This is a genomic window from Moraxella caviae, from assembly GCF_002014985.1.
Classification (GTDB): Bacteria; Pseudomonadota; Gammaproteobacteria; order Pseudomonadales; family Moraxellaceae; genus Moraxella; species Moraxella caviae.
Genome location: NZ_MUXU01000049.1, coordinates 1 through 19,155, shown reverse-complemented (window position 1 = coordinate 19,155; position 19,155 = coordinate 1). Strand labels below are relative to the sequence as shown.

At 47.6% G+C, this 19,155-nt stretch carries 13 protein-coding genes and 1 tRNA gene; 7 read left to right on the top strand and 7 right to left on the bottom strand.

Annotation, left to right across the window (positions count from 1 at the left end; all coding sequences use genetic code 11):
* Nucleotides 1-238: 238 nt before the first annotated feature.
* Together B0181_RS08040 and B0181_RS08035 are read left to right on the top strand one after the other, a co-directional pair.
* Nucleotides 239-1,147, top strand: a complete 909-nt coding sequence (locus B0181_RS08040) for a M23 family metallopeptidase (RefSeq protein ID WP_078276993.1) — start codon at nt 239-241, stop codon at nt 1,145-1,147.
* A gap of 297 nt (nt 1,148-1,444) precedes the next feature.
* Entirely contained in the window at nt 1,445-2,359 is a 915-nt protein-coding gene (locus tag B0181_RS08035; protein WP_078276992.1) for a bestrophin family protein, read from the top strand.
* 100 nt (nt 2,360-2,459) lie between these two features.
* On the opposite strand, the gene ilvD is transcribed toward B0181_RS08035, so the two are convergent.
* Nucleotides 2,460-4,361, bottom strand: a complete 1,902-nt coding sequence (gene ilvD, locus B0181_RS08030) for a dihydroxy-acid dehydratase (protein ID WP_078276991.1) — start codon at nt 4,359-4,361, stop codon at nt 2,460-2,462.
* A 1,039-nt stretch (nt 4,362-5,400) separates the two neighbouring features.
* Here ilvD and B0181_RS08025 point away from each other — a divergent pair.
* Nucleotides 5,401-7,032 carry a BCCT family transporter gene (locus B0181_RS08025; RefSeq protein ID WP_078277029.1) on the top strand — a complete coding sequence of 544 codons (1,632 nt, stop codon included), beginning with the start codon at nt 5,401-5,403 and terminating at the stop codon, nt 7,030-7,032.
* Between the two features lie 186 nt (nt 7,033-7,218).
* On the opposite strand, the gene B0181_RS08020 is transcribed toward B0181_RS08025, so the two are convergent.
* Nucleotides 7,219-7,992, bottom strand: a complete 774-nt coding sequence (locus B0181_RS08020; RefSeq protein ID WP_078276990.1) for a glycosyltransferase family 32 protein — start codon at nt 7,990-7,992, stop codon at nt 7,219-7,221.
* A 130-nt stretch (nt 7,993-8,122) separates the two neighbouring features.
* A tRNA-Gly gene (locus tag B0181_RS08015) sits at nt 8,123-8,198 on the bottom strand.
* A gap of 276 nt (nt 8,199-8,474) precedes the next feature.
* On the opposite strand from B0181_RS08015, the gene B0181_RS08010 reads away from it, so the two are divergent.
* Nucleotides 8,475-9,512 carry a zinc-dependent alcohol dehydrogenase family protein gene (locus B0181_RS08010; protein ID WP_078276989.1) on the top strand — a complete coding sequence of 346 codons (1,038 nt, stop codon included), beginning with the start codon at nt 8,475-8,477 and terminating at the stop codon, nt 9,510-9,512.
* A 255-nt stretch (nt 9,513-9,767) separates the two neighbouring features.
* Here B0181_RS08010 and B0181_RS08005 read toward each other — a convergent pair whose 3' ends face one another.
* Nucleotides 9,768-10,817 (bottom strand): magnesium and cobalt transport protein CorA, encoded by a 1,050-nt coding sequence (locus B0181_RS08005; RefSeq protein ID WP_115338241.1) that lies wholly within the window; start codon nt 10,815-10,817, stop codon nt 9,768-9,770.
* A 952-nt stretch (nt 10,818-11,769) separates the two neighbouring features.
* On the opposite strand from B0181_RS08005, the gene B0181_RS08000 reads away from it, so the two are divergent.
* From B0181_RS08000 to B0181_RS07990, 3 genes are all read left to right on the top strand, one after another.
* Nucleotides 11,770-12,993, top strand: a complete 1,224-nt coding sequence (locus B0181_RS08000) for an ATP phosphoribosyltransferase regulatory subunit (RefSeq protein ID WP_242620119.1) — start codon at nt 11,770-11,772, stop codon at nt 12,991-12,993.
* Between the two features lie 81 nt (nt 12,994-13,074).
* The gene (locus tag B0181_RS07995; protein WP_078276988.1) at nt 13,075-14,364 is read left to right on the top strand and encodes an adenylosuccinate synthase; all 1,290 of its coding nucleotides are present in this window, start codon (nt 13,075-13,077) and stop codon (nt 14,362-14,364) included.
* Between the two features lie 167 nt (nt 14,365-14,531).
* Nucleotides 14,532-15,269: a sulfite exporter TauE/SafE family protein gene (locus tag B0181_RS07990; RefSeq protein ID WP_078276987.1), complete on the top strand. Its 738-nt coding sequence runs from the start codon at nt 14,532-14,534 to the stop codon at nt 15,267-15,269.
* Nucleotides 15,270-15,516: 247 nt separating this feature from the next.
* On the opposite strand, the gene B0181_RS07985 is transcribed toward B0181_RS07990, so the two are convergent.
* The 3 genes from B0181_RS07985 to B0181_RS07975 form a co-directional block, all read right to left on the bottom strand.
* Nucleotides 15,517-17,067 (bottom strand): FGGY family carbohydrate kinase, encoded by a 1,551-nt coding sequence (locus tag B0181_RS07985; RefSeq protein ID WP_078276986.1) that lies wholly within the window; start codon nt 17,065-17,067, stop codon nt 15,517-15,519.
* 162 nt (nt 17,068-17,229) lie between these two features.
* Nucleotides 17,230-17,880 carry a glycosyltransferase family 2 protein gene (locus tag B0181_RS12375; protein ID WP_242620109.1) on the bottom strand — a complete coding sequence of 217 codons (651 nt, stop codon included), beginning with the start codon at nt 17,878-17,880 and terminating at the stop codon, nt 17,230-17,232.
* A gap of 267 nt (nt 17,881-18,147) precedes the next feature.
* Entirely contained in the window at nt 18,148-19,026 is an 879-nt protein-coding gene (locus tag B0181_RS07975; protein ID WP_078276985.1) for an ATP-binding protein, read from the bottom strand.
* Nucleotides 19,027-19,155: the final 129 nt, after the last annotated feature.

Genomic DNA, 19,155 nt, shown 5'->3' with positions numbered 1-19,155 from the left:
ATTTTGACAGCTGTGTTACAATACCAAGTTCGCAGCATTAGTGTTCACTGTGGCTTTTTGATATTGAGTGTTTGATATAAACAGTGAACGCATTTATCCATGCTGACAAAATATTTGGCAAATGATAAAAATCAAACTTGCCAGAGCAAATTGGCGCAATGTTTAAAATTGAAAACTTCAACACACTTTTAAATCAAATATACTTTTAAAAACACAACAACAATAACGGAGTGGTGCAATGATGGTTCAGCAAACGCAGCCGCATTTTGATCAAGCAATTCATCAGCCTAACAAGGGCAAATTTTCTGGCAAATGGCTTGTGGCGGCGTGTGCGGCGGCAATCGTGCTGGCAGGCTGTGCCAGTAAGCCAACCTATCAAAGCGGCGCAAGCGCCAGCGAAAAGGTGCTGACCAATAACCGCGGCGTGCCAAATCGCTATTTGGTAAAACAAGGCGACACGGTGAGTAAGATTGCCGAGCGTTATGGGCTAAATTGGCGTGAACTTGGGCGCATGAACAACCTTGACGGTAATTACACCATCTATACAGGGCAGTGGCTGACTTTGTGGCAAGGCAGCGCAAATAACAACGTGGGGCGTGTACAAAATACTCGCACCCAAAGCCAGCCGCCACGCCAAAGCACAAACACACGCACGCAGACAAACACCCAAGCCACACGCAATCCTACACCAAGCCAGCCTGCACCTGTTGCACCTGCGCCAGCGGCAGCCAGCACCAATACGCCAATCATCGGCAGTGCTGGGGTCATGCAGTTTAGCTATCCTGTGGCGAAAAACGTGCCGGTGGTGCGCCGTTTTGGTACGGTAACCATCAATGGACAAACGGTGTCTAGCGAAGGTATGTGGTTTAGCGGTACGGATAACGAAGCGGTGCTTGCCAGCCGTGCAGGGACGGTCATTCACGCAGACGGCAATAACGTACAAGGCTCAATGGTGATGATTCAGCATTCGGACGGCTTTGTTACCAGTTACATTCACATCAAGGACGCCAGCGTGCGTTCGGGTGATTCGGTGCGTGCAGGTCAGCAAATCGCCAAAATGAAACGCCAATCTAACGGCGCAAGCTTGCTGGAATTTCGTGTTGCCAAAAACAGCGCTTATGTTGATCCTTTGATGGTGCTTAAATAAATTTTTAATAAAGCAGGCAAAAGTCTGCTTTATTTTTTTGTGTAAAACCATCGTGATAAAGTTTGGGGCTGGCAATTTCATTTGAATTGCAAGCCGTGATTTGGTGTAGCTAAGCGAAAACCCAACGATTTTAAGTTAAATTCTTAGATTTGTTGAGTTTTCGCTTGGCTTAACCTAACTTACCATCGTTCTTTAATCCAAGAGTTGTTGATTGGCGATGGCACAACCCAACATTTCAAACCATAAATTCTTATTCTAAACATTTACCAAAACCACCAAACCTGCAACAACCAACCCATGATTGTACGCGATAAATCCAACGGACTAAAACTTTTATTTGTGTGGCGCGGCACGATTTTGCCAAAGGTGCTGCCGATTGTGCTGCTGCTGATGGCGATTTCTACAGGCGTGTGGGCGCTCATGCACTTTGTGGACATTCACATCAACAGCGTGCCAGCGATGGGCTTTGCGATCTTTGGTGTGATTTTGTCCATCTTTTTGGGGTTTCGTAACACCGCGTGCTATGACCGCTGGTGGGAAGGGCGTAAATTATGGGGTGCGCTGATTGCCAACACACGCCATTTTACGCGCGATACGCATTTTTTGCCAGCGCATGAGCGTGAAGTACTGCTTGTTGATATGCTGATGTTTGTGAGTCTATTGCGTGACAGATTGCGTAAGCAGCCGTGTCAAGCGGTGCAGTTTTCTTATTATCGCACGCCCACCAATGATGAAATCACCAAACTCAATGCGCACATCAACGCACCGCAATTTGTGCTTGAGCGCATTCAAAAACGTCTGATTGGTGCATATAAGCAAGGCATGATTAGCGACATCATTTACACCAGTATTCAAAGTCATATCGTGGAGATGGGTAATATCCAAGCAGGCTGCGATCGCATTGCCAGCACGCCTTTGCCGTTTCCGTATTCGGTGCTTTTGCATCGTGCGGTGTTTGGCTTTTGTTGGCTGTTGCCGTTTAGTTTGCAGTCGGTGATGGGGTTGTGGACGCCGCTGCTGGTGGGGTTTTTGTCGTATTTGCTGCTTGGACTAGATGAGCTGAGCTATGAGCTGGAAGAGCCGTTTGGTTTGTCGGATAATGATTTGCCACTGGACACCATCGTGCGCATGATTGAGCGTGAGACTTTGGCGCTGATGGATAAGCCCATGCCGCCTGAGCTTGTGGCGAATGAGTATTATAATTGTACTTGATGGGGTTTTGGATAGCCACTTACCATTGCAATCGTGTATATTTTAAATAGCACACAAACAAAAAACCAGCCCAAATGAGCTGGTTTTTTGACGCCTTAGATTAGCGTTCCACTTGCGACACATCACGCACCGCACCTGTATCAGCGCTGGTTGCCATTGCGGCATAGGCACGCAGGGCTTGGCTGACATAGCGTTCACGAGCCACAGGTTTCCATGCGTTTTTGCCGCGTGCATTCATCGCTTCACGGCGTTTGGCAAGTTCTTCATCGCTCACATCAAGGTGAATGCTGCGATTTGGAATGTCAATTTTGATGGTGTCAAATTCTTCCACCAAGCCAATTGCGCCACCTTCGGCAGCTTCTGGGCTGGCGTGTCCGATGGATAAGCCTGACGTACCGCCTGAGAAACGACCGTCCGTCAAAAGCGCACATTCTTTGCCAAGACCTTTTGATTTAAGGTAGCTGGTTGGGTACAGCATTTCTTGCATGCCGGGGCCGCCTTTTGGGCCTTCATAGCGAATGATGACGATGTCGCCTGCGACAATCTTATCCGCCAAAATCGCTTCTACCGCTGCGTCTTGGCTTTCAAACACGCGCGCACGCCCTGTGAAGGTCAAAATGCTCTCGTCCACGCCTGCGGTTTTTACCACGCAGCCACGCTCAGCGATGTTGCCAAACAGTACCGCCAAGCCGCCATCTTGGCTGTAGGCGAATTCTTTGCTGCGAATACAGCCAGATTCACGGTTTAAATCAAGATTACCCCACACTTTGTTTTGGCTAAATGCCTGCGTGGTGCGAACGCCGCCGGGGGCTGCGATGTACAGCTCACGCGCGTCTGTGTTGTCAGGATTCATCACGTCCCATTTGGCAAGCGCGTCCGCCAAAGTCGGCGCGTGAACGGTTGGTACGTTGGTGCTAAGCAGTCCAGCGCGGTCAAGTTCTGCCAAAATCGCCATCACGCCGCCAGCACGATGCACATCTTCCATGTGGTATTTTTGTGTGGCAGGGGCGACCTTAGATAGACAGGGCACGCTGCGAGATAAGCGGTCAATGTCCGCCATTTTAAAGTCCACACCTGCTTCGCTTGCCGCTGCCAAAAGGTGCAAGATGGTGTTGGTGCTGCCACCCATGGCAATATCAAGGCTCATGGCGTTTTCAAAGGCGGCTTTGGTAGCGATGGAGCGTGGCAATACAGACGCATCGTCTTGCTCGTAGTAGCGCTTGGTAATCTCAACGATGGTGCGACCTGCTTGCAAGAACAACTCTTTGCGTTTGGCGTGCGTGGCAAGCAGCGAGCCGTTGGCAGGCAAAGAAAGCCCCAAGGCTTCGGTTAGGCAGTTCATGGAGTTGGCGGTGAACATACCAGAGCATGAGCCGCACGTTGGGCAAGCTGAACGCTCCACATTTGCCACGTCGTCATCGCTGATTAAATCATCGGCTGCGTCAATCATCGCGTCCACAAGGTCAAGTTTGCGGATTTTTTGTCCGTCATCGCTGGTGATGGTTTCGTGTACGGTATGCCCATCGCCCAGCGTGCTTGCCAAGACTTTACCAGCTTCCATCGGGCCGCCAGACACAAAAATGGTTGGAATGTTTAGGCGCAGCGCTGCCATCAGCATACCGGGGGTGATTTTGTCGCAGTTTGAAATGCACACCAAAGCGTCTGCGCAGTGGGCGTTTACCATGTATTCAACGCTGTCGGCAATCAAATCACGGCTTGGCAAGCTGTACAGCATACCGCCGTGTCCCATGGCAATGCCGTCATCTACAGCGATGGTGTTAAATTCTTTGGCAACGCCGCCAGCTTTTTCAATCTCACGCGCCACCAGCTGTCCCATGTCTTTTAAATGCACATGTCCCGGCACGAACTGAGTGAACGAGTTGGCAATGGCGATGATTGGTTTGTTAAAATCATCATCACTCATGCCTGTGGCACGCCAAAGTGCGCGTGCGCCTGCCATGTTACGACCTGCGGTGGAGGTTTTTGAGCGGTAAATTGGCATAATAATTCCTGTCATGATGAGTGCGTGGCAAGTAGCGGCGCACTTTTTGGTTTGTGTGAATTGTTAAAATTTACATCTATTCTTTATTTTTGCGTCTATTCTTTTTTACGCCTATTCTACCCAAAAAACCGTAACAGCGCACCTGTTTTTCTATAAAAATTGGTTATGACTGATAAAAACTTTGCGATGGTGTTTGGTTTTTGGCAGATGGCTTGTGAATATTGGCGATGCGTTGAATTTATCAAGCGTAAAATTTAAATAAAATCAATATATTGCCATAGTTATTAAGCGATATTAAAAAATCCCGCCACTAAAAATGTAACAAAACTTATCAAGCTGTTTATAAAAAATTCTTGAGTAAAATACTAGGAAAAGTGAACAAAAAACAAGCAGTTACCGACAATTCATAAGAAAAACCAATAAATAATTAAGAGAGAATTTTTTGTGAATGATACAAAAAACTAACAGTAATAATTTGCAATATTTCGGCAAACTTGGTAAGGTTATAGCCATTGTGATGAACGCAGTGCGGTTTTACAATGCAGTTTTAAAGGCGAATTGAGTAAATTTTGGCAAGATTTTGGCGCAAAATAACAGCAAAAATTGCGCTAATACCACAGCCAAATTTACGCCATATCGCTTGAATTGATGATATTAACTTATATATCAATGACAAAACCATCAGTTCATCTAAAATTTTGAAATAGTGTAAAGTGAAAGGTATTGTTATGAAGTTGATTGCACGAATGTGTGCTAAGGAAGTGTGATGAATAAGGAAAATCAAGATTTAAATCATGAGCATTTGCCAGCAGATGCGCAGTCGGTAGACACGCTAGACGCCGCGCAAAATGACACTGCGCAAAATGACGCCGATGGCAACGCCTTGCCGAGCGATTGGCATGATGATGGGGCGGTGGACATCACCAGTCAAAACATCAGCTATGAAGCTGAGCTTGATGAAGATTTGTCTTATCGTACCGCCATCGTTACGCCAGAGACGCCAGATGAGCACGCTCAGCTTGCCCAAGATTATGCCACGATGGTAGACGGGGCGAAAGTGGGGCGTTTTGCCATTTTTCCGCAGGTGAGTAAGCCTGTGTTTGTGGCGTCTGCGTTGGCGATTATCGCATTTATCGTGTTTGGTGCGGCATTTACCGAGCTGGCTGGCGAAGTATTTAGCGCAGCGCAGAGCTTTATCACCACGCATTTTGGCTTTTTATTCATCATTTTGGTGAATTTGGCGATTGTGTTTTGTCTGTATGTGGCGATGAGCGGCTTTGGCGACATTCGCTTGGGCAGACAGACCGAAACGCCAGAGTACAGCTTTGGTTCGTGGATTGGTATGCTGTTTAGTGCAGGCATTGGTATTGGTTTGGTGTACTGGGGTACGGCTGAGCCTTTGTATCATTTTGTGGCGCCGCCAACCGCTGAAGCCAGCACGGTAGCAGCCGCCAAAGAAGCGATGAACATTTCGTTCTTGCACTGGGGGTTGCACGCGTGGGCGCTGTATACGGTGGTGGCATTGGCATTGGCGTATTTTCATTATCGCCGTGGCTTACCGCTGTCCATTCGCTCGGCATTGTTTCCGCTGATTGGCAAGCGCATCTATGGCACTTGGGGTCATGTGGTGGACGTGCTGGCGGTGTTTGGTACGATGTTTGGCGTGGTTACGTCCCTTGGCTTGGGCGTGATGCAGCTGGACACTGGTTTGCAGACTTTGCTTGGTATTGAGTCTAGCTTGACTTTACAAATCATCTTGATTGCCGCAATCACCGCTTGCGCTGGTTTTTCGGTGATGGCAGGGCTTGATAAAGGCGTGAAGTTTTTAAGCGATATTACCATCGTTGGCACGCTTTTGCTGCTGATTTTTATGATCGTTACTGGCCCTACGCAGTATGTGTTTGACAGTTTTGTAGAAAATGTGGGCAATTATGCGGGCAATCTGATCACGCTGGGTCTTTGGAATGAAGCCTATTCAGACAGCACTTGGCAGGCTTCTTGGACGCTGTTTTATTGGGCGTGGTGGGTGAGCTGGTCGCCATTTGTGGGGATTTTTATCGCGCGCATTTCTCGTGGCCGTACGATTCGTGAGTTCATTTTTGGTGTGCTGTTTGTGCCGATGACTTTGCTGTTTTTGTGGTTCACCACCTTTGGTGGCGCGGCAATTCAGATGGAAATGTCGGGCGATTATGGTCTGAGTGCGGCGGTGCTTGCCGATACAGGCAGTGCGATTTTCAAGCTGATTGAATACTATCCGTTTACCCAAGGGCTGACGCTTGTGATTTTGGCGATGATTGTGCTGTGGTTTGTAACATCGGCAGACTCAGCAAGTCTTGTGGTGGATATGCTCACCGCAGGCGGCAATACCAATCCACCAAAAATTCAGCGCCTATTTTGGGTAACGTCTGAAGGCGTCATTGCGGCGATTTTGCTGGTGGTGGGCGGTTTGTCTGCCTTACAAGCAGCGGCAATTTTGGCAGGCTTTCCATTTGCCATCGTGATTTTTGTGATGATGTATTGCTTGTGGCGTGGCTTGCAGCGCGACCGTCTGACCTTGTATCGTAAGGGTCAATGGTACCTGACCGAAGAGTCTGCCGAGCATAATATGGCAAATGAGTTTGTGGACGAGCATTTGTTGCCCGGCCCACCAAAATTGGAAAAAGAAGAGTGATTGCTCTTTGTCAATGATAAGTTTGCCAAAAAACAGTCCGTCTGCTGATGGGCTGTTTTTTATTGGCGAAGATAAATTTTGCCAATATTTTAATCGCCAAATGCTGTTTTAAGGTAAAAAATGGCGCAAAATCCATCGATTTGCACCATTTTATTATTTGCTTAGACGCTAAAAACTGCGCTATGCTTATTCGGTTCGGTTCGGTTCGGTTCGGTTCGGTAGCGTTTGTATGGCAACTTGTATGCTGGTGTCGTAAATCGCTCGAGCTTCGTAAAGCTCTCCATAATTATTTGTCCCTTTTGCCCCCAATGCGGTTAAATCGCCGCCCACATTGCCTTGTTTATGTAGAGCAAATAATAAGCCGTTATCTAACACAAAGCCACGATTTTTATTCGGATAAGTTGGCGTTAATTCGGTAAATACACCTGTATGGACGTTGAGTGCATCAGCGTGTTTGGCGACGTTTTTGCCCAGACAAATCGGGCCAGTTGGTGCAAGAACGTGCTGACCGTAGTTTTCAGTGGCGATATTTCTTAACACATCGTTGATCGTATCTTCTAAAATAATCGATCCTTTTTTAGAATAAATGATCGCATTATTACACGCATACGACACTTTTGAATAAAACGGAAAATCAAGAAAAGTGAGAAAATCCAATTCATCAATCACTTTGATGCCATTAAGCACATGCACAGAAATATCAAAATACCAACCACCAAAATGATAAAGTAATAAGTAACGTGCCAAATCTGCTTTAAACGCATAAGGCACTAATTTATCAAAGGCTTTGCGAATATCGCCACCGTAAGTTTGTTCAATCCATTCTCTTAATTCCTGATGAAAATAGATTTTATGCACTGTGTGTGGCATTTGGCTTTTTACAGAATCTACCGCCTTTTTTAAATAAGGCGAAAGTTCACGCCCATCATTATCAGCGATAAAAATTTGTGAGATATTCATGCTGTCTTCCTAAATAATAACTGTTAGATTGATTATTTAAATTTACAAACCATCGCATCAGGCAATACAATGCCGATAAAACAAAACCCCAAACATCTTGTGCTTGGGGTCGTTATGTATTTTTAAAATTTGGAGCGGGAAACGAGATTCGAACTCGCGACCCCGACCTTGGCAAGGTCGTGCTCTACCAACTGAGCTATTCCCGCTTAATCAGCCATCGCTGTATGGGTGCGTATTATAGCGTAATTTTTGGCAGTGTCAAGCGTTTTTTATGATTTTTCTTAAAAAAATGCGAAAATTTTAAAATTGTTTGCGTTTGGGTGTAAATTGTGATGACAAAGCCATTGCAAAGCAGGGCGGTTTATTTCATAATGGTGAAAGTTTGCCTGATTTTGGCAAGTGTGTGGCGACTTGTTAAAGTAAAGTTTTACCAAATTTTAGTGAAAGATTGGGTAAGGAATTATTGAGTAAGGAAAAGTGCGATGAAAGCGGTTTTATTTGAACAATTTAATCAGCGTCCAAGCATTGTGAATGTTGCCGACCCAACGCCAAGCAATGATGGCGTGGTCATCAAAGTGCAAGCCACAGGCGTGTGCCGTAGTGATTGGCATGGCTTTGTGGGGCATGATGCGGACATTGAATTGCCGCACGTTCCGGGGCATGAATTTGCAGGCGTGGTGGCAGCGGTAGGGCGAGACGTCAAGCGCTTTAAGGTGGGCGATCGTGTTACCGTGCCTTTTGTGGCGGGCTGTGGCAGTTGCCCTGAGTGTCATGCTGGACATCAGCAGGTGTGCGATCATCAGTCGCAGCCGGGATTTACGCACTGGGGATCGTTTGCTGAATATGTGGCGGTGCATCATGCGGATTTGAATTTGGTGCATTTGCCTGAATCGATGGATTTTGTAACGGCGGCGAGTTTGGGTTGTCGTTTTGTAACTTCGTATCGTGCGGTGATTGACCAAGCCAAGATTCAAGCAGGGCAATGGCTGGCGGTGCATGGCTGTGGCGGTGTGGGGCTGTCTGCGGTGATGATTGGTGCGGCAGCTGGCGCAAATGTGATCGCAGTGGATGTGCAAGATGACAAACTTGCGCTTGCCAAATCTTTGGGTGCAGCGGTGTGCATCAATGCCACCAAAGTGCCTGATGTGGCAGGCGCAATCCGTGAGCTGACAAAGGGTGGCGCGCACGCTTCGCTGGACGCATTGGGCGCAAGTGTAACCTGTGTCAATTCTATCAACAGCCTAAAAAAGCGCGGCAAGCACGTTCAAGTCGGCTTAATGCTTGGCGATGACAGTATGCCTGCCATTCCGATGGGGCGTGTGATTGCAGGTGAGCTTGAGATTTTGGGCAGTCATGGTATGCAGGCGCACCGCTATCCTGACATGATGGCGATGATTGCAGCGGGCAAGCTAGAGCCAAGCAAATTGATTGGCAAAACCATCACGCTTGAGCAGTCCATTGATGCTTTAATTGGCATGGAAAATAATAAAGATGTGGGCGTAACGGTGGTGGTGCTGTAATTTGGCTTTATGCGATGGTTTAAAATGGATTGGTGTTTGGTTTTGTGTTATGTATCTATACACGATACATAACACGATGCCATCAAGCCTATGTTTGCGCAGACGGTTTATGCTTAAATTTAGGTTTGGGCTAAAATCAAATGACTGAAATTAAGATAAATCGCAAGGTTTGGATTTATTAAAAGGCGATCTGGCTAATAAAAAGTGCGCAAAGGCGGTTCAAAGCGGTATTGCCACATTACAGCCAATAAAGCCTTACAACCACCCAGCCTTTTTAAATTTGTGATGTAAATACAAACACACGGCGAAAATCGCACCCAAGATGATGAAATAGCCGTATCGCCAATGCAGCTCTGGCATGAAATCAAAGTTCATGCCGTAAATGCCAGCCACTGCAGTAGGGAAAGCAGCGATACCCGCCCAAGCGGCAAGTTTACGTACCACGTCGTTTTGCCCCATAGTAACCATCGCCATGTAGGTATCCATCGCCACAGACAGCATTTCGTTAAGACCGTTTACCGCATCCAATGAGCGTAACAGATGGTCGTTCACGTCACGAAAATAGGGCTTGGCAGCAGCTGGAAAGGCAAGCAGCAGCTCGTTTTTCTTATGATTGATGAAAAAATTACACACATCTTGTACAGGTAAAATCACCGCACGCATATGCACCAGCTGCGATTTTAATTCGTACAGACTGCGCAAGGTGGATTTACTAAATTCATAAGAAAAAATGTTACGTTCTTGTTCGCGCAGATAATTACCCAAGCGGTCGGTAATCGGCAAGTAGTTATCCACGATAAAGTCCAAAATCGCGTGCAGCACAAAAATTGGCCCAAGTCGCAAACGCTCTGGGCGGCGGTGATAATGCTCACGCACAGGCGCATAAGAGTTGGACGCGCCACGGCGAATGCTGATGATGTAATTTTTGCCCATAAAAAGGGCGGTCGTGCCGTAGCGGATTTGGTTGTCTTCTAATTTAGCGGTACGCACCACCACGAAAATGGTGTCGTTGCCGTAGCTTTCTACTTTTGGGCGCTGATGGTCGGCAAAGGCGTCTTCTAGTGCAAGTTCGTGCAAGTCAAAAGCGTCTTGGACTTCTTGGACGGTTTCAATGCTGGGGTCATAAAGCCCAAGCCAGATGAATTGGCTGGTATTTGTCAAAGCACGGCTGACTTCGTCCAAGGCAAGCTGCTCAACGGGTTCGCCAGTTTTGCGAGAATATGAATAGCAGACGACCGTCTCATTATCGCCAGAATTTTCTTCAATGTCTTCAAAGCGGTCTGCGTCTGGGTCGTAGACGGTCATCGTCTCGATGGTGTCCTCGTCCGTGGCGTCCGCATCACCGTAAATATAGCTGTCTTGAGTGTCTGGCGGACTAAGCTCTTCGTCTCGCTCGTCTTTTTCTTCTTTTTCGCGTTCTTCCTTTTCACGCTCTTGTTTTTCTAAGTCTTCCCTGCCTTCGTGCGAGTTTTGCGCAAGTGCGTCTTGGCGTGCGCCGCTGTGAATGTCATGCTCGCTGGTGGTCGCATCCAAATAATCTTGAACGGTGTTTGGCTTACTATCCAAATCGGCATTCAGATTAACATCACTGGCATCGGCAGGCGTGCTGTGGCGATGGCTGAGTGAATCGTGCTGCGAGTCATGCTTTGGCATACCATCTCCGATTAGATAAGTGAATGAAAAAGAAAATCGCCCCATTATAGCAAGTTTTGGGCGATTTTTCATCTGTCTTTGCGTGCTTTGTGCAGATAAAAGGGTGTATTTTGACAAAAATGGCAAAAGTGCTAAAATTTTACAAATTAGCCCAGCCGAACACTAGTCGGATAGGGTAATTAGTGGTACACTATGGGCGGTGTTTTGATGGAGCGGTTTGCCGTTTGGTATTTGCTGGGCGGTGGTTAAAGTCTTATTAGTCAAAGTGAATAGTCAAAACACAAATTTATGAATGGCAAATTTATGAATAACGCAAGCAAACTTTCGCTAAGTTGTCATGGATAAAATTGGCGGCATGGATAGTAAGCAAAAAAGCGAAAGTTGCACAGTTTAAAAGCTGCGAAATTAAAAGCTGAACAATTTAAAGGCTGTAATTAACAAAGCAAAATTGATAAATCTGAAAACTTGATAAAATCATCAGATAATTAAAAACAACAAAACAAAAACGGCAAACCCATTGCAAAATCGCACAAGTTAAATTTATATAAAGTTAAACTCACAAAAGTTAAATCTAAAAAGCAAATCGCACAAGCAAAGAGAAAAGATGATGTCGCACAGTTTTGATTCTAAGCCAGCGGCGCGCAACTGGCTTTTGCCTGATGGCGTGGCGGATATTTTATTTAAGGACGCACAAAAACAAGAAAGTCTGCGTGATGCGCTGCTCTTTGTGCTGACAGGACATGGTTATCGCTTGGTTTCGCCGCCACTCATTGAATACACTGATACCTTGCTTGGCGAAGCGGATGAAGATTTAAAGCGCCAAACTTTTAAAATCGTGGATCAGCTAAACGGCCGCTCCATGGGCGTGCGTGCCGACATTACGCCACAAATCACCCGCATTGACGCACAGCATGGGCAGGGTGTGAGCCGTTATTGCTATGTTGGGCAGGTGCTGCGTACTTTGCCGACTGGGCTTTTTGGTTTGCGTACGCCGCTGCAGCTGGGCGCGGAGATTTTTGGTGTCAATGACATCAATGCTGAGCTGTCGCTTATTGATTTACTGGGTGCGCTGATTGATGAAATTGGCATGGCACGCAGTGATTTGCACATTGACGTGGGTCATGTGGCGGTGTTTGAAAGACTGTGTGCGCTGCATGATTTGGCGGCGGCAGACGTTGAAAGACTGATGGCTTTATATACCAAAAAAGCCTTGCCAGAGCTTGCCGAGCTGTGTCAGCGTATCGCAGGCGGTGCGGATTTTGCGGCACTTGCCAAGCACACGCTTGCCACAGACAGCGTGCCTGATGCCAATAATCTTTTGCGCAAACTGTCGCCAGTGGCGCAGGCGGACGCTGGTATTTTTAAGGCGGCGCACGAAATCGCCACGCTGACACGCCATATCCAAAACGCTGGCATGGGCGTAAGTGTGGATTATACCGAGCTTTCTGGTTATCATTATCACACAGGCGTGGTGTTTCATGCGTATTTGACACGCTCAAGCACCCAAACGCAGCCTTTGGTGCGTGGTGGACGCTTTAGTGCGGGCGCAAATCGTCAAGCGACTGGATTTAGCTTGGATTTAAATCGTTTGCTTGAATTTGTGGAGCTAGAAGAAGACACCGTCATTGTCGTGGATTTCGCCGATATGATGGACGCAAATGACAACAAACTTGCCGATTTGCACGCACAAATCAAAACCTTGCAAGACGAAGGCTGTATCGTCATTAAGCCTTTGTGCGCCGATGATCGTCCTGTTCACATTGATGGCGTGCTGCATTTTGATGCCGAAGTGGGCGAATGGGCGGTGCAGCTGGTTGGTGATGAGTGATTTTTTAAAGATTTGATTTTAAATTGATAGTTTTTTTGTTTTATGTTTAATTTTTTGCTTAAGTTTTAAGGTGAGTTTCTTATGGGAAAAAATGTCGTTGTTCTTGGCAGTCAATGGGGCGATGAAGGCAAGGGTAAAATCGTTGATTTGCTGACCGAAAAAGCCACCGCAGTTGCACGCTATCAAGGCGGCCATAATGCTGGTCATACGCTGGTGGTGGGCGGTGAAAAAACCGTGCTGCACTTGATTCCGTCTGGCATTTTGCGTGAAGGCGTAACTTGCTTTATCGGTAATGGCGTGGTGCTTGCGCCAGACGCATTACTAAAAGAGATGAACGGCTTGATTGACAAAGGCGTGCCTGTGCGTGAGCGTTTGCGTGTGTCGCCCGCGTGTCCTTTGATTATGCCGTATCATGTGGCACTGGATCAGGCGCGCGAAGCCAAGCGTGGCAGCGGCAAGATTGGCACGACTGGCCGTGGCATTGGCCCTGCTTATGAAGATAAAGTGGCACGCCGTGCGCTGAAAGTGGCAGATTTGTTCCGTAGTGATTTGCCAGAAAAATTGGCAAATTTGCTTGAATATCATAACTTTGCGCTGACTCAGTATTATAAAGTTGCGCCTGTGGATTATGATGAGACGCTTGCCTTGTGCCAAACTTGGGCAAAAGAGCTTAAAGATTTGGTGGTGGACGTTACCGAAGCACTAGAAAGTCGCCGTCAAGCAGGCGAGAATTTGATGTTTGAAGGTGCGCAAGGCACGCTTTTGGACATCGATCACGGCACTTATCCGTTCGTTACCAGTTCAAACACCACCGCTGGCGGCGTGGCGACTGGTACAGGCTTAGGGCCTTTGTACTTTGACTATGTGCTAGGCATTACTAAGGCTTATACCACGCGCGTGGGTTCAGGGCCTTTCCCAACCGAGCTGTTTGACGATGTGGGTGCGCACTTGGCAAAAGTGGGTCATGAATTTGGTGCAACCACAGGACGTGCGCGCCGCTGTGGCTGGTTTGATGCGGTGAGTTTGCGCCGTGCGGTGGTGCTAAACTCTATGAGCGGCATTTGCCTAACCAAACTTGACGTGCTAGACGGTCTTGAAGAGATTAAAATCTGCACCGAATACCAAACGCCAAGTGAAGAGTGTGCCGGTGCGTATGATGCAGAATACTACGAAAAAGTAACGCCAGTATTTGAAACGCTCAAAGGCTGGAGCGAGTCCACCATCGGTATCACCAAATACGAAGACTTGCCAGAAAACGCCAAGATTTACATCAAGCGCATTGAAGAAATCGTGGGCTGCCCTGTGGACATCATCTCAACAGGCCCTGACCGCAGCGAAACCATCGTTTTGCGCGACCCATACGAAGCGTAATGTGCTATTATTTGATAAAAAATCGGCTGACAGAAAATCAGCCGATGAGAATATAGCACAACCAAAAAAGCCAGCAGCGATGTTGGCTTTTTTGTTTTATTATTTAATTAAAAGTGAATGAATTAAAAGTTAAAACGAAAACCAAGAGAGTAAAAAGGGAGTAAGCTGTGTTTGATGGTGTGATGCTGACGGTGTTAAATTTTCTGACATCGCTTCTGACAGCGGTGTCTGGGCTGGGCGGTGGCATGATTTTGATTGGCTTGATGCCGCTGTTTTTGCCTGCCATGGCGATCATTCCTGTGCATGGCGCAACGCAGCTTGCCAGTAATGCCAGCCGTGCTTGGCTTGGGCGTAAGCAGATTGATTGGCGAAATTTCTATCCGTTTTTGGTAGGTTCGCTGGTGGGCGTGGCGGTGTTTGGCGTGGCGGTGCGTTTTGTCAAATTGGAAATGATTCCGCTGTTTATTGGCGTGTACATTTTGCTGATTCAATGGTCAAAGACGGTCAATCGTGTGCTAAAAAGTATGCAAAATTTTTATTTGATCGGCTTTTTGCAAACAGGCTTGGGGATTTTTGTAGGCTCACCCGGCCCGCTTAATATGCCGCTGCTTATGCAAACTCATGATGATAACGACACCGTCATCGCCACGAGTGCTGCGCAAATGTCAGTGCTGCACGCTGCTAAAGTGGCGGTGTATGTGGCGATGGGCTTTGTGTTTTGGGAATATTGGCAAGTGGTGCTGGCGATGGTGATTGCGGCGGTGGCAGGCTCGTGGGCAGGCGTGCGCATTCGTGGCTACATTTCTGCAGGCGTGCTAAAGCGGATTTTACCTTGGCTTTTGAGTGCCATCGCCATTAAGGTGATTGTCAGTAATTTACTAAAATTGGGCTGGCTTGCATGGTAGGGTGATTTGGTGATGAAAATTGGCAGGGTGCGATGATTGATTTGTGGGTGAAATGAAGCAAATTCTAATAAATTTAAAACTTGCTACAAAACCTGACGTGGATTTAAAATTCGTTTTAGAGTGCTGGGTTGCGCTTCGCTAATCCAGCTTATAAATCTAAAAACCCAATAAATTCAAGATGTTGTCTTAAAAATAGACTGGGCTGCACTGACGCCAATTCAATTTACAACCAAATCATCAAAACCCATCAACACGGCATAGACAACGCCCACGCCAAACGTGTTTGCCATAAATTTAGCAGACTTTCTCGCTGATCGCTGCTCATGCTTGGCTCAAAGGTGCGCTCGCATTGCCAATAAAAGTTTTGCGCCCAGCCAAGTTTGCGTGCTACCATCATCGCTGCGCCTTTGGCGGTGCTTTCAATGTCCTTGGCGCGCAGCACTGGCACGCCTAAGATGTCCGCTTGAAACTGCATAAGATAATCATTTTTGGCAGCGCCGCCGTCCACACGCAGTTCGGTGAGCGGCTTTTGGCTTTGGGCTTGCATGGCGTGTAGCACGTCATAGCTTTGATGGGCGATGGCGTGCAAGGCGGCTTTGGCGATGTGCGCTTTGGTGTGGCTGCGTGTCAAGCCCGTCAGACTTGCGCTCAAATCACCGCGCCAATGCGGTGCGCCAAGCCCTGTGAAGGCAGGAATCAGCACCACACCATCGGTGTCTGGCACGCTGTTTGCCAAGGCTTCAATGTCGCTGCTATTTTGAAGTATTCCTAAATTATCCTTTAGCCAACTGACAATCGCTCCAGCCATAAATACGCTGCCTTCTAAGGCGTAATGCGTGGCGTGCGCAGCTGGTTTTTCTCGGGATTGATTGTCTTTGGTAAGTGTACTTTGTTGCCATGCAATCGTGCGAATCACAGACTGCTCATCATTGTGGTGCAAGTGTGCGCCTGTGTTTGTCTGTTCTACGTTGTCCGCTTGTCCCACATTCATCAGCAAAAAACAGCCCGTGCCGTAAGTGTTTTTGGCTTGTCCGATGTCGTGGCAGCCTTGTCCGTACAGCGCCGCTTGCTGATCGCCCATCATGGCAACCACAGGAATTGCACTGGAAAATAGCGCACGCTTGGTATGTCCAAATTCGCCATCGCACGGCAAAACTTGCGGTAAAATTCGCCTATCAATGCCAAAACCTGCCAAAAGCTCGTCCGACCAATCACAGCGGTGAATGTCAAACAAAGCGGTGCGTGATGCGTTGCTGATGTCGGTGGTATGATTGCCCGTCAGCTTAAAATTCAGCCAGCTGTCCACCGTGCCAAAGCGCAGCCGCCCTTGTGCATGGGCGTGTGCGACTTTGGGTAAGTGCGTAAGCGCCCAGTGAATTTTGGTGGCGCTAAAATATGGGTCAAGCCTAAGCCCTGTCAGGCGTGGTATGGCGTCAGCAAGTTTTGGATTTGTCTTGGTAAGTTGTTGGCAGAATTTTTGGGTGCGGCGGTCTTGCCAGACGATGGCAGGCGCAAGCGGCTCACCTGTCAAAGCGTCCCAAAATACGCAGGTTTCTCTTTGGTTGGTGATGGCGATGGCACTGATGTCATGCGCGTTTAAATTGGCACGATTGAGCGCTTCTTGTATACAAAACAGCGTGGTAAACCAAATTTCATTGGCGTTTTGCTCAACGAAATCAGGCTTTGGTGTGCTAAGTGCGATGGGTTTTTGTGCCATGCTGACGGTGTGCAATTTGTCGTCATAAATGATGGCGCGGCTGCTGGTCGTGCCTTGATCAAGAGTGAGAATATAAGCCATGCGCTAAATCCTTTGGTGGCTTTTATTGGGTTTATTTTTAAGATTTTCTAAAAAGATGTCAGAAATTTTTTGGCGGTTTTTTGATAAATTTTTGGCAAATTGCCAACGATTTTTAGCTGATTAGCGGTTTAAATTATCACGAAAAAACGTTTATAAAACCATTTATTCAGAAATTAAATTCAGCGACAGCACGCCAGTTTGCGTTTCGGCAAGCTGTATGGCTTGCACTCTGGCGACAATGCGCTCGGTGATTTGCTCGGCTTTGGCAAGATGTTCATCGGTGATGTTGGCGGGTTTTTTGTCAAACAATACCGCATCAAGCAAACGCTCAGCGTGCATACCGTCTCGGCAATAATGCAACACGCCAGCGTGGTCAAATAGCGTGCCGATTTGTGTCAGTCTTGTGGTGGCAATGCCCAGCGCGCCATCTTCACCGCCAAATTCACGGAACAGCTCGTCAGTCGGAAAGCCGCCACACGCCATAAAAAAGCTGCGGCGAAAGGCGATGTTACCACCGCAAGTCATCGCCATGTGTTTCCACGCACGCTCAAATTCTGGGTGCGCAGCGTAGCGATTGCTTAGATTGACGGGTGTCAAGCGCAGGCGAACGACGTGCAAACTTGGGCGAAAATAAAAGCACGCACTCACGCCAGCCAAGGCGTCTGGCTCAAAAGCGTCGTCTGCGTCCAAAAAGGCGATGAACTCACTGGTGGCGTGCAATGCGCCAAAATTGCGTGCAAATGCCACGCCAGAATTTTGTGGCAGTCTGTGGTAGCGTACGTTGTCATGCGTGTTGGCGTATTGCTCACAAATCGCTGCGCTGTCGTCCGTTGAGCCATCAAATGCAGCACGCCCAACGCAGATTGCGACAAGACGCTATCCACCGCACGTTTGATGGTAACGGCGGTGTTATGCACAGGAATGATAACGTCAATTAAAGGAAATGAGTTGGCGTGGTTCATGGTTGCGTTCGCTAAATGGGTCTTTTAAAAATTCGCTCGCTAAACGGATTTTACCGAGCTTAATTTTTGCCGAGCCTAATTATAGCGATTTTTAAAAAAATTTATGTAAAATTGTGTATTATTTCAAGCGTGCTAAGGTTAATTGCCCTACATAATGCCGTGAAAATTGGTAAGCAATGCGCCCAGAGCGTCCGCCGCGCGTGCTTGCCCACTTGAGTGCTTCGGCTTTGGCGGTGTCGTCAAAGTTTTCATTGGCGCGCGCCAAATAATGCTGCACGATGTCAAGAAAAGTTTGCTGATCCATCGGATAAAACGACAGCCACAAGCCAAAACGGTCTGATAATGACACAGTTTCGTCAATGGTTTCATAAGGATTGACTTCGTCCGTTTGTCCGTTGTAGATGTTTTGATTGTCCTTCATCAGCTGTGGCAGCAGATGGCGGCGGTTGCTTGTGGCGTAGACGAGCAGGCGTTCTTGTTCGCTGTCTAATGCGCCGTCCAGCACGCTTTTTAGGGTGCGATAATTCTCATCTTGGGCGTTAAACGCCAAATCATCACAATACACGATGTAGCGGTGCGTATTGCCAAGTGCGTGGCTTTGTTTTAGGGCGTGGCGGATTTTATCAAGGTGTAACAAATCATCGCGCGCCACTTCAATCACACACAAACCCTTGTCATGATAAGCGTGTAGTAGCGCACGAATCAGCGATGATTTGCCTGCGCCGCGTGTGCCTGTCATCAGCACATGATTGGCGGGCAAGCCTGCTAAAAACTGCTCGGTGTTGGCGATGAGTTTGGCTTTTTGGGTGTCAATGCCCAGCAAATCATCAAGCGTGCCATGAAAACTGACGTCAATCGGCACAAGCTCGCCTGCGCCGCCGCCCACCCAGCGATACGCCAGCACATCAGGGTCAATGCTGATGGGGCGCGGCGTATGCGTGCGCAAAAATTCGGTGAGTAGGGCGCTTAATTCGGCAGGTAAAGTGAGCGTGTGCATGGCGTTTTTTCCGTGATTTGTGCGGTTATTTGTCCTAAATTTTATCTTGGCAAAGGCTGCTTTGTGATGATTGCAACGCTTTGGCAAGGTGCGTTTGCTAAGTTTAACATTTGGGGCTGACGTAGATTA

Coding starts and splice junctions, on each gene's coding strand:
- B0181_RS08040 (WP_078276993.1), top strand. CDS start 239: ATGATGGTTCAGCAAACGCAGCCGCATTTTGATCAAGCAATTCATCAG.
- B0181_RS08035 (WP_078276992.1), top strand. CDS start 1,445: ATGATTGTACGCGATAAATCCAACGGACTAAAACTTTTATTTGTGTGG.
- ilvD (WP_078276991.1), bottom strand. CDS start 4,361: ATGCCAATTTACCGCTCAAAAACCTCCACCGCAGGTCGTAACATGGCA.
- B0181_RS08025 (WP_078277029.1), top strand. CDS start 5,401: ATGGTAGACGGGGCGAAAGTGGGGCGTTTTGCCATTTTTCCGCAGGTG.
- B0181_RS08020 (WP_078276990.1), bottom strand. CDS start 7,992: ATGAATATCTCACAAATTTTTATCGCTGATAATGATGGGCGTGAACTT.
- B0181_RS08010 (WP_078276989.1), top strand. CDS start 8,475: ATGAAAGCGGTTTTATTTGAACAATTTAATCAGCGTCCAAGCATTGTG.
- B0181_RS08005 (WP_115338241.1), bottom strand. CDS start 10,817: ATGACCGTCTACGACCCAGACGCAGACCGCTTTGAAGACATTGAAGAA.
- B0181_RS08000 (WP_242620119.1), top strand. CDS start 11,770: ATGATGTCGCACAGTTTTGATTCTAAGCCAGCGGCGCGCAACTGGCTT.
- B0181_RS07995 (WP_078276988.1), top strand. CDS start 13,075: ATGGGAAAAAATGTCGTTGTTCTTGGCAGTCAATGGGGCGATGAAGGC.
- B0181_RS07985 (WP_078276986.1), bottom strand. CDS start 17,067: ATGGCTTATATTCTCACTCTTGATCAAGGCACGACCAGCAGCCGCGCC.
- B0181_RS07975 (WP_078276985.1), bottom strand. CDS start 19,026: ATGCACACGCTCACTTTACCTGCCGAATTAAGCGCCCTACTCACCGAA.